The organism is Rahnella victoriana, from assembly GCF_021276285.1.
Taxonomy (GTDB): Bacteria; Pseudomonadota; Gammaproteobacteria; order Enterobacterales; family Enterobacteriaceae; genus Rahnella; species Rahnella victoriana.
Genome location: NZ_CP089919.1, coordinates 553,539 through 565,987, shown reverse-complemented (window position 1 = coordinate 565,987; position 12,449 = coordinate 553,539). Strand labels below are relative to the sequence as shown.

13 protein-coding genes are annotated in these 12,449 nt (G+C 54.0%); 10 read left to right on the top strand and 3 right to left on the bottom strand.

Going from position 1 to position 12,449, the window contains the following annotated elements; all coding sequences use genetic code 11:
- Positions 1-121: 121 nt before the first annotated feature.
- The gene (locus J9880_RS02805; protein WP_119826823.1) at positions 122-913 is read right to left on the bottom strand and encodes a helix-turn-helix transcriptional regulator; all 792 of its coding nucleotides are present in this window, start codon (positions 911-913) and stop codon (positions 122-124) included.
- Positions 914-1,051: 138 nt separating this feature from the next.
- On the opposite strand from J9880_RS02805, the gene J9880_RS02800 reads away from it, so the two are divergent.
- Positions 1,052-1,822: a class I SAM-dependent methyltransferase gene (locus J9880_RS02800; protein WP_095924905.1), complete on the top strand. Its 771-nt coding sequence runs from the start codon at positions 1,052-1,054 to the stop codon at positions 1,820-1,822.
- 55 nt (positions 1,823-1,877) lie between these two features.
- On the opposite strand, the gene J9880_RS02795 is transcribed toward J9880_RS02800, so the two are convergent.
- Complete coding sequence (locus J9880_RS02795) at positions 1,878-2,798, bottom strand: DUF808 domain-containing protein (RefSeq protein WP_095924906.1); 921 nt, start codon at positions 2,796-2,798, stop codon at positions 1,878-1,880.
- A 389-nt stretch (positions 2,799-3,187) separates the two neighbouring features.
- Between J9880_RS02795 and J9880_RS02790 the strand changes: the two genes are divergently transcribed.
- From J9880_RS02790 to ppnP, 8 genes are all read left to right on the top strand, one after another.
- Entirely contained in the window at positions 3,188-3,463 is a 276-nt protein-coding gene (locus J9880_RS02790; RefSeq protein WP_095924907.1) for a YdgH/BhsA/McbA family protein, read from the top strand.
- Between the two features lie 252 nt (positions 3,464-3,715).
- Positions 3,716-4,294 (top strand): class I SAM-dependent methyltransferase, encoded by a 579-nt coding sequence (locus tag J9880_RS02785; RefSeq protein ID WP_095924908.1) that lies wholly within the window; start codon positions 3,716-3,718, stop codon positions 4,292-4,294.
- A gap of 274 nt (positions 4,295-4,568) precedes the next feature.
- Positions 4,569-5,093, top strand: a complete 525-nt coding sequence (gene aroL, locus J9880_RS02780) for a shikimate kinase AroL (RefSeq protein ID WP_095924909.1) — start codon at positions 4,569-4,571, stop codon at positions 5,091-5,093.
- A 547-nt stretch (positions 5,094-5,640) separates the two neighbouring features.
- Positions 5,641-6,420, top strand: coding sequence for an IclR family transcriptional regulator (locus tag J9880_RS02775; RefSeq protein ID WP_095924910.1), 780 nt, complete (start codon positions 5,641-5,643; stop codon positions 6,418-6,420).
- Positions 6,421-6,493: 73 nt separating this feature from the next.
- The gene (locus J9880_RS02770) at positions 6,494-8,071 is read left to right on the top strand and encodes an OPT/YSL family transporter (protein ID WP_095924911.1); all 1,578 of its coding nucleotides are present in this window, start codon (positions 6,494-6,496) and stop codon (positions 8,069-8,071) included.
- A gap of 135 nt (positions 8,072-8,206) precedes the next feature.
- A complete protein-coding gene (locus tag J9880_RS02765; protein WP_095924912.1) occupies positions 8,207-9,136 on the top strand; it encodes a DUF1177 domain-containing protein in 930 nt (309 codons plus the stop codon).
- 4 nt (positions 9,137-9,140) lie between these two features.
- Positions 9,141-9,818: an AroM family protein gene (locus J9880_RS02760; protein ID WP_131693519.1), complete on the top strand. Its 678-nt coding sequence runs from the start codon at positions 9,141-9,143 to the stop codon at positions 9,816-9,818.
- 181 nt (positions 9,819-9,999) lie between these two features.
- Complete coding sequence (ppnP, locus tag J9880_RS02755) at positions 10,000-10,290, top strand: pyrimidine/purine nucleoside phosphorylase (protein WP_013576688.1); 291 nt, start codon at positions 10,000-10,002, stop codon at positions 10,288-10,290.
- Between the two features lie 67 nt (positions 10,291-10,357).
- Here the strand turns inward: ppnP and rdgC are convergent, their stop codons facing one another.
- Positions 10,358-11,272, bottom strand: a complete 915-nt coding sequence (gene rdgC / locus J9880_RS02750) for a recombination-associated protein RdgC (RefSeq protein ID WP_119826819.1) — start codon at positions 11,270-11,272, stop codon at positions 10,358-10,360.
- A gap of 210 nt (positions 11,273-11,482) precedes the next feature.
- On the opposite strand from rdgC, the gene mak reads away from it, so the two are divergent.
- Entirely contained in the window at positions 11,483-12,403 is a 921-nt protein-coding gene (gene mak, locus J9880_RS02745) for a fructokinase (RefSeq protein ID WP_095924915.1), read from the top strand.
- Positions 12,404-12,449: the final 46 nt, after the last annotated feature.

The following is a 12,449-nucleotide window of genomic DNA, read 5'->3' as shown; positions in this document are numbered from 1 at the left end:
GGGCGTTATCCTGTCATAAAGGAAACCAATCAAATCAGCCTCACATATCTGGCATCCGTATGTCAATTGGTGAAAAGGCGCATTAAGTGAGAAAAAACAGCAGGCTGGCCCGGCGATGTTGTCATGCGTCCGGCACCAGGATCACCAGCTTGCATTCTGCATAACCGGCGGGGAAAAAGGTCTGCTGGCGGTAACAGATTTCACCCTTGAGCGGATGATGGAAGCGCCGTTCTCCGCCTTCGCGCGCCAGTACTTCCTGCTGCGACCACCACTGATTAAATTCACTGCTGCGCTCCCGCAGACTGATCACCGACTGACGGACCGCGTCAGAATGGGCGTAATGGCTGGTTTCGGCACGAAATTCGGCCACCACCCGTTTGGCGCGTTCGGCCCAGTTGGTGACCAGTTCGCGCGCCAGCGGATGCAGAAACATGAAATCCAGCAGATTAGGGTGTTCGTCAACGCCCAGCCAGCCGCTGAACAACGCCTGCGCCTGCGGGTTCCATGCCAGCACATTCCAGCCGCTGTCGAGCAGATAGCCGGGGCAGGTCAGCTGATTGACGCAATCTCTCAGACTGGCGTCCGGTGCGCCGGAGGAGGGCAACGCCTGCGGATCTTTCACCGAAGCTAAACTGAATAAATACTCGCGGGCGGCAGGCTCCATGCGCAACGCCTTCGCCAGACTGTCCAGCGTGGCGGCGGAGATGGACACGTCGCGCCCCTGTTCAATCCACGTATACCAGGTGGCGCTGATGCCGCTGATTTGCGCCAGTTCTTCACGGCGCAATCCGCTGGTTCTGCGACGTGAAGAACCGGGCAGCCCGACCATTTCAGGTGTCACCCGCTCGCGGTGTGTGCGTAAAAATGTCCCCAGTGCCTTCGGACCGCTCAGTGAGTCTGCGTTATCAATCATGCTTTGCTCTTAAACAGGGAGTAACTCATACCAGTATAAACGCTCATATTGTACCCGTATAGAACAATGCCTATAGTGATTTTGAGGTCATTTGAAACCCGCTTTCTCAATACAAAAACAAGACAGACAGGAGCAATGATGAACATGAAAAATACCCACAGTCAGGCGGTCGATAAGCAGTTTGGTTCACAGGCACAGGATTATCTGACCAGCGCCGTGCACTCGCAGGGGGCGGATTTACAACGTCTGGCGACGCTGCTGGCACCCTTTCCGCATGCGCAGGTGATTGATCTGGGCTGCGGTGCGGGGCACGCCAGTTTTGTCGCCGCGGGCATCGTCAATAATGTCATTGCCTATGATTTGTCGGCGCAGATGCTGGACGTGGTGGCGCAGGCCGCCCGCGACAAGCAACTGGCGAACATCAGCGTACAACAGGGTGTCGCGGAATCACTGCCGTTTGCCGACCACAGCGCAGATGTGATCATCAGCCGTTATTCTGCGCACCACTGGCATGACGTCGGGCAGGCGCTGCGCGAGGTGGCGCGTGTGCTGAAACCGGGCGGCAAATTCATCATGATGGACGTGGTGTCGCCGGGGCATCCGCTGCTGAATATTTATCTGCAAACCGTCGAAGTGCTGCGTGACACGTCCCATGTTTGCAACTATTCACCAGGTGAATGGCTGAACATGACCGCTGAGGCCGGGCTGATTACCCGTGAAGTGACGACAGATCGTCTGCCGCTGGAATTCACCAGCTGGATCGCGCGTATGCGTACACCGGAACATTTTGCTGTCGCCATCCGTGAGCTGCAAAAAACGATGTCTGAAGACGTGGTTAAACATTTTGAGATCCAGCCTGACGGCACCTTCACCAGCGATATCATGATGCTGGTGGCGTCGAAGAACTGAAGAGAAGTGCGATGAGTTGCGCCCTTCCGCGGAGGGAAGGGCGCAGAATGTGATCTTATGACGATTTGCCGAAGATCTTTTTCCCCAGCAGTACCAGCACCAGCACGGCAGCACCGACCACCAGACCGACCACTAAATCGGTCGCGCCGGTAATCAGTGTATTTACCCAGCTTTCGTGGCCGTGAGTCAGCGGTTCAATCAGGCTGTGCATAAACGGCAGGCCGTGGCTGATGATACTGCCACCGACCAGGAACATCGCGATGGTGCCGACGACAGACAGCGTTTTCATCAGCAGGGGGGCGGCGTTGACGATACCGCGACCAAAAGCGCGTACGGCGTTCATCATCCCGCTTTCGCCGTTGAGGTTGCTCAGATACAGACCGGCGTCATCGATTTTCACAATCGCCCCCACCAGCCCGTAAACCCCGACAGTCATCGCCACCGCAATCAGTACCATCACGGTGACCTGATTCAGGAACGGTGCCGCTGACACAATACCTAACGAGATAACGATGATTTCAGCCGAGAGAATAAAGTCGGTGCGCACCGCACCTTTAACCTTTTCTTTCTCCAGCTTTTTGGCATCCGCTTCATTTTTAATTTCAGCAGCTGCCGGTTTTTTTTCTTCATGATGCTCGCCCGGCATCAGCTTATGGGCGACTTTTTCGAAACCCTCGTAACACAGATAAGCACCGCCAATCATCAGCAAGGGTGTGATGGCCCAGGGAATAAACGCACTGATCAGCAGCGCCAGCGGCACCAGAATGGCTTTATTGATCATCGACCCTTTGGCCACTGCCCAGACGATAGGCAACTCACGATCGGCTTTCACCCCCGTGACCTGTTGCGCATTCAGCGCCAGATCGTCACCCAGCACGCTGGCTGTTTTTTTCGCCGCGACCTTACTCATCGCCGCCACATCATCAAGAATCGACGCGATATCATCGATTAACGCCAGAAGGCTGCCACCCGCCATAAATCACTCCCTTTTATCATTGTGCAATGGGCTGTCCGCGCACGCGGTCACCCGACCTCTGTTGCCCTGACATGCAGGTGATCACAACAACAGAAAATTCATAAAAAATAATCATATCAGTGATTGCATCCCGGCGTCGATTTGTGCGAATGTTGTCCGGGTCATAAATAACATTAACAACTCTCCACACTTTCTCCATTAAATATCTTTATTTCCTCGTAAGTTACCTTCTCAGAAATATTTATTTTCATCCTCTCCTTATTTTTACCACAATGGTTGAAGTTCTTTACATTCGATTACGTCCGCTTTCATTGATTCGCCGATAATTATTTCAACGGATTGCTTCCGCCCCATTAATTAACGAAACTAACGAAAGAAAGGTGCGTAATATGAAAATCTTACCTGCAATTGCCGCTGTTGCTATTACTGTCGCTTCATTCTCAGCCCTCGCGGCTACGCCTATTTCAGAAATGCAGGCGCAAAGCGGTAACTTTCAGTCACTGGGTACCGTGTCTGTGAGTGCGCCGAATACGGTTCCGGGTAGCATGCGTGACCAGCTGAACCAGATTGCCAGCGATAAAGGGGCAACCCATTACCGCGTCATCGGTGCCGACACCCCGGGGGATTCCAGCCTGAGCCGTGCCAGCGTCGAGCTGTATAAATAAAATCGTCTGACGGAATATCCCTCAACGTTTTTTATTTAAACGTGATTAAGTGAATGTAGTGTGAGAAGGCCAATGTCACCTGACATTGGCCTTTTTATTATCTGAATCCTGCCTGCGGTTGACGTCTTTTTTGAGAGTTATCCCATGTGATTTATTTTGTTTGAATCTTACTGGTCATTATTTCTCTTATTAATCATTTCTTAAGAATTTTTTGGCCTGATAGGGGTCTATCCCTTTCAGGAGGACGTATATATGCTGAACGCCGCAATAATGACGATTAAGAACACCGGACTTTCGATTCAGAACCGCTTTTTTTATTTACAGAATTTTATGACTTCACCCAGGACCATGGGCACGCTGATGCCGTCGTCACCCTGGTTATGCCATGCGATGCTCAGCCAGATTGACTGGACCACCTCGCTGGATATTGCAGAACTTGGCGCGGCCGACGGGGTGCTGACCCGCCGTATTCTCAGCCGGATGCGCGCCGATGCCAAACTGGAGGCTTTCGAAATTCAGCCCGCTTTTGTGCGTAAGCTGAACCAGATGGAGGATCGCCGTTTGCAGGTGATGGCGCATTCTGCGGAGCACATGAGCACGAATTACGACGCGGTATTTTCTTGTCTGCCGCTGCTGTCGATGCCCGTGCGTACCAGCATCAGGATTTTGCAGAGAACGCAGCAACAACTGAAGGAGAAAGACGGAGTGCTGATTTTGTTTCAGTACAGCCAGCTGTCAGAAAAACTGTTGTCACGCTATTTCACCTGGAAAAAAATCCGTGTGGTCAGGAATTTTCCTCCCGCGCTGGTGTATATCTGTAAACCCCGCTGATACAGTCACTTAAGGGCGGAGGCTCGCAAAGCTCATTGCAGGCCGTTGCGTAACAAGGATTTTTCAGTATGATGCCCTTAACGGCGTAAATAAAACGCTACAGAAGCTTCACCGGCAGGTGACAAAAATCTGCCAGTGAAGCTTTTTTGTTGTACTATCTCGCGAGTACAACGACAGTCAGCACATCAGGTAACGTTTGACGTTCAACCTCCTTACAGAGGATGGATTTTTATCAGGCGAGCAACGGGGCTCCCGGGGAATAAAGGAAGCGGTAATGACACAACCCATCTTCATGGTAGGCGCGCGCGGCGCGGGTAAAACGACAGTAGGTAGCGAGCTGGCGAAAGTGCTGGGCTACAAATTTGTCGATACCGATCTGCATCTGCTGCGCACTTCGGGTCTTAGCGTCGCAGACATTGTCGAACGTGAAGGCTGGGAGGGATTCCGTCGTCGTGAAACTGAAACGCTGAAAGCGATTTGTTCGCCGCTGACTGTCATTGCCACCGGCGGCGGCGTGGTGCTGGCGCAGGAAAACCGCGATTTTATGCGGGAAGCGGGCACCGTGATTTATCTGCGCTCGCCGGCTTCAACGCTGGCAAACCGTCTGGAAGATGCTCCGCTGGAAGATCAGCGCCCGACGCTGACCGGCAAACCGATCACTGAAGAAATGACGGAAGTGCTGAACGAACGTGAAGCGCTTTACCAGCAGGCCGCCCATCATGTGGTCGATGGCACGCAGGATCCTGCCGACGTGGTGAATGCCATTATGGATGCGCTGGCCTTGCCCATGGCGCGCTAAATTCAGCATTGAACGTGATGATGTCTTTTCAGAAACGAGCCGCGGTGGCTCGTTTTTTTTGCCTGAACGCGGGCAGGGTGGCGGCATGTAAACAAAACGGGCCATCGCCTGTGAGGAAGATCACAGTCGTCTAAGTATTGTACTGGTGAATTAGTGGGCGTAAAATAATAACCCATGTGATTAGTTCAGTCCTTAAACCTGGAACCCATGATGAAATCCCTGATGTCGTTCTTCCACCAGCACGCCAAAGCCATGCCCGCTATCTGGTCAGTCACCATTATCCTCGTTGAAGCCTCCATCGCTTTGTATATTTTGCGTAATATTTAATCACGATAATCTGCTGAGTTTGACGTCCGTCACCTCATAAATACTCGGCATCCTCTCTTCCTCTCCCAAAAATAAATGGCTTTAGGAATTTCTTTAAGCATATTCCTTTGCCTGTTCCGTTCTGAGTGAAAAATAAACGGCTTGACGCTGACACGTATCAGCTTTAGTTTTTATTTAACTTAACAGGAACCCTGTTCCATATACCGGAACTCACTCCTTTATGACCACTTTAGAAAATGCGTCGGCGGTACTGAAATTATTTTCCAGGCAGGGGATCCGTCAGGGACATCCCGGTTTGTCATTCAGTGACGTGGTCGAAAATTTAAAATTACCGAAAAGTACGGTTTCACGTTTGCTGATGACCATGGAAACAGAAGGATTGCTGGAACGCGATCCGGACAGTCGCCTGTATCGCATCGGAAAATTATTACTGGCCGTCTCAAGTCATTATTTATCGACGCCGCTGGTGGATACCGCATCGCCGTATATGACGCAACTCAGTCAGCTGACGCAATGCACCGGCTATATCTCGATGCTGGAAGGGCGGGATATTTTGGTCATGCGGATGTTTCCCGGCAGAACTTATCTGCAGGTGGTGACCCCCGCAGGCAGCCTGCTCCCGGCGCATGAAACCGCGATTGGCCGGGCGATTCTTGCTCGGTATTCCGATGACGAGGTGATGCAGCGTTTTCACGGGGAATATCAGGTGAATTCGGTGAATGCCCCGGCCAGTATGGCACTGTTATTAGCCCGTCTGGCAGAGGTACGGAACACCGGTGTGTCGTTTGCCAATAATGAAACCTTGCTGGGCATCAGTTCATTAGCCACCAGCATTTTTAATAAGCACCGTAATGAAACCGTCGGATTATGTTTGTCTTTCCCTTCGCCTGCACAAGGGAAAGAAATTCCGCAAGGAATAAAAGAAGGGCTGATTGCTGTAACCCGGCAACTCGCCGAAAAATTGGGTGATGAATACTGGCATTTACCGACACGGGAATAATCCGCAAAGGGAATGACCGGTAACGGGCCCGGAATGTTTTTATGTGAAATACTTGCTCAACACCAGGGGCCTTATGTCAGATCAACCTGTTAAGAATAATAAGGAAAATCAGCTAAAGGATATTGGCACTCTCATCGTGATGATTCTGTTGTCTGTGTTAGGCGCAATCATCGGTGTTCAACTGATTACCACCTTAGGCGTGACGCCTAATACTTCCATTATTGGCGCGCTGTTTGCCATGCTGCTGGCGCGCATTCCGATGCAGGCGTTTCAGCGTTACCGTTCTGTTCATACCCAGAATCTGGCGCAAACCGTCATTTCTTCTGCCACCTTTGGCGCGGCAAACAGCCTGCTGATGCCCATTGCTATCCCATATGTCATGGGGCAACCGCAACTGATCATGCCGATGTTTACCGGCGTGGCGGTGGCGATGTTGCTCGATGCCTATCTGCTTTACCGCCTGTTTGACACCAAAGTGTTCCCGGCCAGTAATGCCTGGCCGCCGGGTGTGGCGGCAGCGGAAGCCATTAAAGCAGGGGATAACGGCGGGCGTCAGGCCTGGTTGCTGGTCGCCGGTGTGGTGATCGGGCTGGGCGGCGCGATGCTTAAAATTCCGATGGCGGCATTTGGTACGGCATTTATCGGCAATATCTGGGCGCTGAGTATGTTCGGGATTGGTTTGCTGATCCGCGCTTACGCACAGCCGCTGGCCGGGCTGGATCTGAATGCGATGTATATTCCGCACGGCATGATGGTCGGCGCGGGGCTGGTCTCGCTGTTGCAGGTGATTCAGGTGGTGCGTGCGAAAAATGCTGACGCCAGAACCACCTTTACCCAACCGGCGAAAGAAGTGCGAACCGCGCTCGGGCTGGGCGCATTTGGCTATATCGCCATTGCCGCGCTGCTGGCGCTGGCGGGCGGTTTATATAGCGAGATGTCCGTCGGCATGCTGATTGCGTTCGTGATTTACGCCGCTTTTGCCGCCTTCTTCCATGAACTGATTGTCGGCATTGCCGCGATGCACTCCGGCTGGTTCCCGGCCTTTGCTGTTGCGCTGATCACGCTGATTATCGGTATTCTGATTGGCTTCCCGCCGCTGGCCTTGTGCGTGCTGACCGGCTTTACCGCCGCGACCGGCCCGGCATTTGCCGACATGGGGTTTGACCTCAAAGCCGGATTTATCCTGCGGGGTTATGGCAAAGATTTGCAGGCTGAACTCGCCGGTCGCCGCATCCAGTTATTCGCCGCCCTGCTGGCCTTTATCATCGCCATTCCGGTGGTCTGGTATGCCCATTACGGTTACTTCGCACAGGATCTGGTGCCGCCGGTGGCGCGCGTGTATGCCAAAACTATTCAGGCCGGTGCGCAGCCGGGCATTGCCCACAGTCTGCTGATCTGGGCCATTCCGGGGGCGCTGATCCAGCTGATTGGCGGGCCGAAACGCCAGCTCGGCGTATTGCTGGCCACCGGTTTACTGATCAACAGCGTGATGGCCGGATGGGCCGTGGTTTGCGGCATTGTACTGCGCATCATCATTATTCGTATCTGGGGTGAAAAAGGGCGTACGCCAATGGAAGTGCTGGCGGCAGGATTTATCGCCGGTGACGCACTTTACAGCTTCTTCACGTCGGTTTTCAGTGCCAAAAAGTAGTGAGTACCGCACCAACACCAGGGCTGATGTTTAGCCAGCATTAAACACCTGACTGTTCCACGATGAACAGCGCCCGCGACTGTTTTGGCTACTGCGTGAAATACGCCAGCCGCGATGTTTTAAGAGGATTTTGTGATGAGTTTGCAACAGACATTAACGGTATTCGAACTGATTGACAGTGCACACGTCAGCGGTCAGGACATTGTGGACTTATTCGCCCGCTATCCGGGCATCACGGCCAGCACGCATCGCGCTGATGGCCCGAAAGGCGGCACGGATTTTGTCCGTATCACCGTGCCGGGCAGTCAGGGTAAAAGCAGCGGCGGCACCGCGCCGACGCTGGGCATTATCGGCCGTCTGGGCGGTATCGGCGCACGTCCGACACGCATCGGTCTGGTGTCTGATGGCGACGGCGCGATTGCCGCCGTCACCAGCGCGCTGAAACTGGCTGACATGCAGCGCAAAGGCGATGTGCTTGACGGCGATGTGATCATCACGACGCATATCTGCCCGAACGCCCCGACCCGTCCGCACGATCCGGTGGATTTTATGGATTCACCGATTGACGACGTGACCATGAATGACAACGAAGTGGTGGACGGTGTGGATGCGATCCTCTCCATCGACACCACCAAGGGCAACCGCATTATCAACCACAAGGGATACGCCATTTCGCCGACGGTGAAAGAGGGGTACATCCTGCGTGTTTCCGAAGATTTACTGCGCATCATGGAAATGACCAGCGGCAAACCGGCGGTGACGTTCCCGATCACCACGCAGGACATCACGCCTTACGGCAACGGCGTGCATCACCTGAACAGCATTCTGCAACCGTCCACGGCGACCTCTGTACCGGTAGTCGGTGTGGCGATCACCGCAGAATCGGTGGTGCCGGGCTGTGGCACCGGGGCAAGTCACGAAGTGGATATCGCACTGGCGGCAAAATTTGCCGTGGAAGTGGCGAAAGAGTTTGGCCGCGGCACCTGTCAGTTCTTTGATGCCGATGAATATCAACTCCTGTTGTCGCTGTACGGAAGCTTGCGTCACCTGCAAAACCGGAAGTAACACCATGATGACATCCTTTGCGACGTTAACCATCGGACAGGCGCCACGCAGCGATATCATGCCGCTGCTGATGGCGCATCTGCCAGCCGGATCCGTGACCCATGTGGGGTTACTGGACGGGCTGAGCACGGAGCACATTGAACAGCGTTATGCCCCTGCGGAAGGCGATGCCGTGCTGGTCACGCGGTTGCTGGATGGTTCACAGGTGTCGATGGCCGCGCACCTCGTCGAGCGCGGTCTGCAGGAAAAAATTGATGTGCTGGAAGCGCTGGGTTGCCAGACCATTCTGCTGCTGTGCACCGGTGAATTTAACCGTCTGCATGCCCGCAACGCGCTGCTGCTCGAGCCTGACCGCATCATCCCGCCGCTGATCGGCGCGATAGTCGGGAAGCACCGGGCAGGCATTGTGGTTCCGGTGGAATCGCAGGTGGTTGAGCAGGCGAACAAATGGCGAAAATTAGCCACGCCGCCGTGCTTCGCGGTCGCCAGCCCGTATATTTCGGATGACCAGACGCTGACGGAAGCGGCCACACGTCTCGCAGAGCAGGGCGCGGAAGTGGTGGTGCTCGACTGCATTGGTTACAACCGTCATCACGCTGACGTGCTGCAAAAGCATCTGAATATTCCGGTGCTGTTGTCGAATGTGCTGATGGCAAAACTGGCGGCGGAACTGGTGGTCTGAGGTTGAGACGAACAGGGCGGACAGCCACCCACAATGGCACTGTGTGGCCGTAAAATCAAATCAGCGATACCGCTTTGCGGGCGGTGTCGTCTGGTGCAGATAAAGCGGTAATAATCAGTGACAGAAGACGGTTTCTGCCCCTAATATGAAGGCTCTGAAAATTATCGCAAAGGGCCAATCTATGTTGAAAAATAATGAGTATTTTGACGGGAAAGTGAAGTCGATTGGTTTCGACAGCGAAAGTACGGGTTCAGCCAGTGTTGGCGTGATGGCCGTCGGCGAGTACACCTTCGGTACCGCAAAACCGGAAGAAATGACTGTGATCAGCGGCTCCCTGAAAGTGCTGATCCCGGGATCGCCGGACTGGCAGGTGTTTAAGCCGGGCGAAACTTTCTACATTCCGGGTAAAAGTGAATTCAACTTGCAGGTCGGTGAAACCACGTCGTACCTGTGTAAATACCTGACCAAGTAATTTATTCAGACACCGTTAAAACAGAAAAGGCGCCGGTTAGCGCCTTTTTTATGTGCTGAATCCGGTGTTAACGCTGCGCTTCGCCGCCCAGTGCTTCGATCAGATTCTGAATTAACGCGGCCAGTTCACCGGTCATCAGCACGAAGTCCGCATCGAAACGTCCGGCGAAATCTTCGCGGTCGATGTCTTCGTTCTGATCGCGGATCACGTCGCTGAATTTCAGACGTTTAATGCTGCCGTCGTCGGCCAGCACCACCGCAATACGTTCCTGCCAGTCCACTGCCAGTTTGGTCACCAGTTTGCCATTCTCGATGTGCGTGGCGATTTCGTCGCTGACCAGCGCCTGTTTTTTACAGCGGATCACGCCGCCTTCTTCCAGAATCGCTTTCAGCTCGGCTTCGTCCTGCAAGGCAAACCCGGCCGGAGTATCGCCTGAACGCACCCATTCGGTCAGCGTCAGTTCGATAGGGCTTTCCATGGTCAGTGGCACCACCGGCAGCGAACCGAGGCTTTTACGCAGCAGCGCCAGCATGTCTTCGGCTTTCTTGGCGCTGGCGGCATCGACCATGATCAGGCCGTTAACGGTGTCGATCCACATGAACGTCTGGCTGAAACGGCTGAAGGCGCGCGGCATCAGGCTGTGCAGCACTTCATCTTTCAGGGAGTCTTTTTCGGTCTTCTTCAGCTTGCGGTGTTGCTCGCCTTCAAGCTGTTCAATCTTGGCCTGTAACTCCTGTTTGATCACCGGAGAAGGCAGAATTTTTTCTTCTTTACGGGCGCAGATCAGGATCTGCCCGCCGTTGACGTGCGTCAGTGCATCGCCACCGTGAGAACCCATCGGCGAGACCCAGCCGGTTTTCGCCATATCCTGACTGCCGCACGGGGTAAAGGTGAAAGCACTGAGCTGTTTTTCCATTTCGTCAGCAGATAACGAAACTTCACGGCTCAAACGGTAAACCAACAAATTCTTAAACCATAACATGGCGTTATCCCTGTCCCGGCGCACCCGTGGTACGCTGAATAAATGAATGCAGGGCGGCATGATAACCAATTGAGCGCCAGTCGTCGTTAAGAAATCGCGGCACCCTGTAACATTGCATAACAGCTTATTCTGGTGACAGTCGCGTCTGGCTTCTAAACTGAATAAACTCAAAAAAAACTGACCCTGCAAGGTGTAAAAGGAGAACAACACGTGCGAATTGGCATTGATTTAGGCGGCACAAAAATAGAAGTGATTGCGTTATCTGATGAAGGCAAAGAGCTGTTTCGCAAGCGTGTTGATACGCCGAGAAATGACTACGAGCGCACGCTGAAAGCGATTGAGGGGCTGGTGCTGGACGCCGAAAAGGCGACCGGTCAGCACGGCAGCGTCGGGCTGGGGATCCCCGGCACACTGTCGCCGTTTACCGGCAAGGTGAAAAATTCAAACTCGGTCTGGCTGAACGGACAGCAGCTGGATGAGGATCTGGCGCTGCTGTTAAAACGTGAAGTGCATATCGCCAACGATGCCAACTGTCTGGCGGTGTCGGAAGCCACCGACGGCGCAGGTGCCGGTCGTCATACGGTGTTTGCGGTCATCATCGGCACCGGCTGCGGTTCCGGCGTGGCACTGAACGGCGCGGCCCATGCGGGCGGCAACGGTAACGCAGGAGAATGGGGACACAATCCCCTGCCGTGGCAGGATGAAGAGGAAATGCAGTTTGCCCGCGAGGTGCCGTGCTACTGCGGGAAATCCGGTTGCGTCGAAACCTTTGTTTCCGGCACCGGCTTTGCCGAAGATTACTTCCGTCTGTCCGGTCAGCGGCTGAAAGGCGCAGAGATCATTGCGCTGGTGGAGCAGGGCGACGAAACCGCAGAGCGGGCGCTGGGGCGTTATGAACGTCGTCTGGCAAAAGCCCTGGCGAACGTGGTGAACATTCTCGATCCGGATGTGATTGTCTTTGGTGGCGGCATGAGCAACGTCGATCGCATTTATCAGACCGTGCCGTTGCTGATCAAACAATGGGTGTTTGGCGGCGAATGTGAAACGCCGATGCTGAAAGCGGTTCACGGCGATTCGAGCGGCGTACGCGGCGCCGCCTGGCTGTGGCCGCAATCGCGTTTCGCGTTATAAAACAGGGCGTTGTCAGGCAATAAAAAGGGGCGCAGTTTTTGCGCCC

Excerpts from the sequence above, each read along its gene's own strand:
- J9880_RS02805 (WP_119826823.1), bottom strand. The coding sequence starts at position 913 with ATGATTGATAACGCAGACTCACTGAGCGGTCCGAAGGCACTGGGGACA.
- J9880_RS02800 (WP_095924905.1), top strand. The coding sequence starts at position 1,052 with ATGAACATGAAAAATACCCACAGTCAGGCGGTCGATAAGCAGTTTGGT.
- J9880_RS02795 (WP_095924906.1), bottom strand. The coding sequence starts at position 2,798 with ATGGCGGGTGGCAGCCTTCTGGCGTTAATCGATGATATCGCGTCGATT.
- J9880_RS02790 (WP_095924907.1), top strand. The coding sequence starts at position 3,188 with ATGAAAATCTTACCTGCAATTGCCGCTGTTGCTATTACTGTCGCTTCA.
- J9880_RS02785 (WP_095924908.1), top strand. The coding sequence starts at position 3,716 with ATGCTGAACGCCGCAATAATGACGATTAAGAACACCGGACTTTCGATT.
- aroL (WP_095924909.1), top strand. The coding sequence starts at position 4,569 with ATGACACAACCCATCTTCATGGTAGGCGCGCGCGGCGCGGGTAAAACG.
- J9880_RS02775 (WP_095924910.1), top strand. The coding sequence starts at position 5,641 with ATGACCACTTTAGAAAATGCGTCGGCGGTACTGAAATTATTTTCCAGG.
- J9880_RS02770 (WP_095924911.1), top strand. The coding sequence starts at position 6,494 with ATGTCAGATCAACCTGTTAAGAATAATAAGGAAAATCAGCTAAAGGAT.
- J9880_RS02765 (WP_095924912.1), top strand. The coding sequence starts at position 8,207 with ATGAGTTTGCAACAGACATTAACGGTATTCGAACTGATTGACAGTGCA.
- J9880_RS02760 (WP_131693519.1), top strand. The coding sequence starts at position 9,141 with ATGATGACATCCTTTGCGACGTTAACCATCGGACAGGCGCCACGCAGC.
- ppnP (WP_013576688.1), top strand. The coding sequence starts at position 10,000 with ATGTTGAAAAATAATGAGTATTTTGACGGGAAAGTGAAGTCGATTGGT.
- rdgC (WP_119826819.1), bottom strand. The coding sequence starts at position 11,272 with ATGTTATGGTTTAAGAATTTGTTGGTTTACCGTTTGAGCCGTGAAGTT.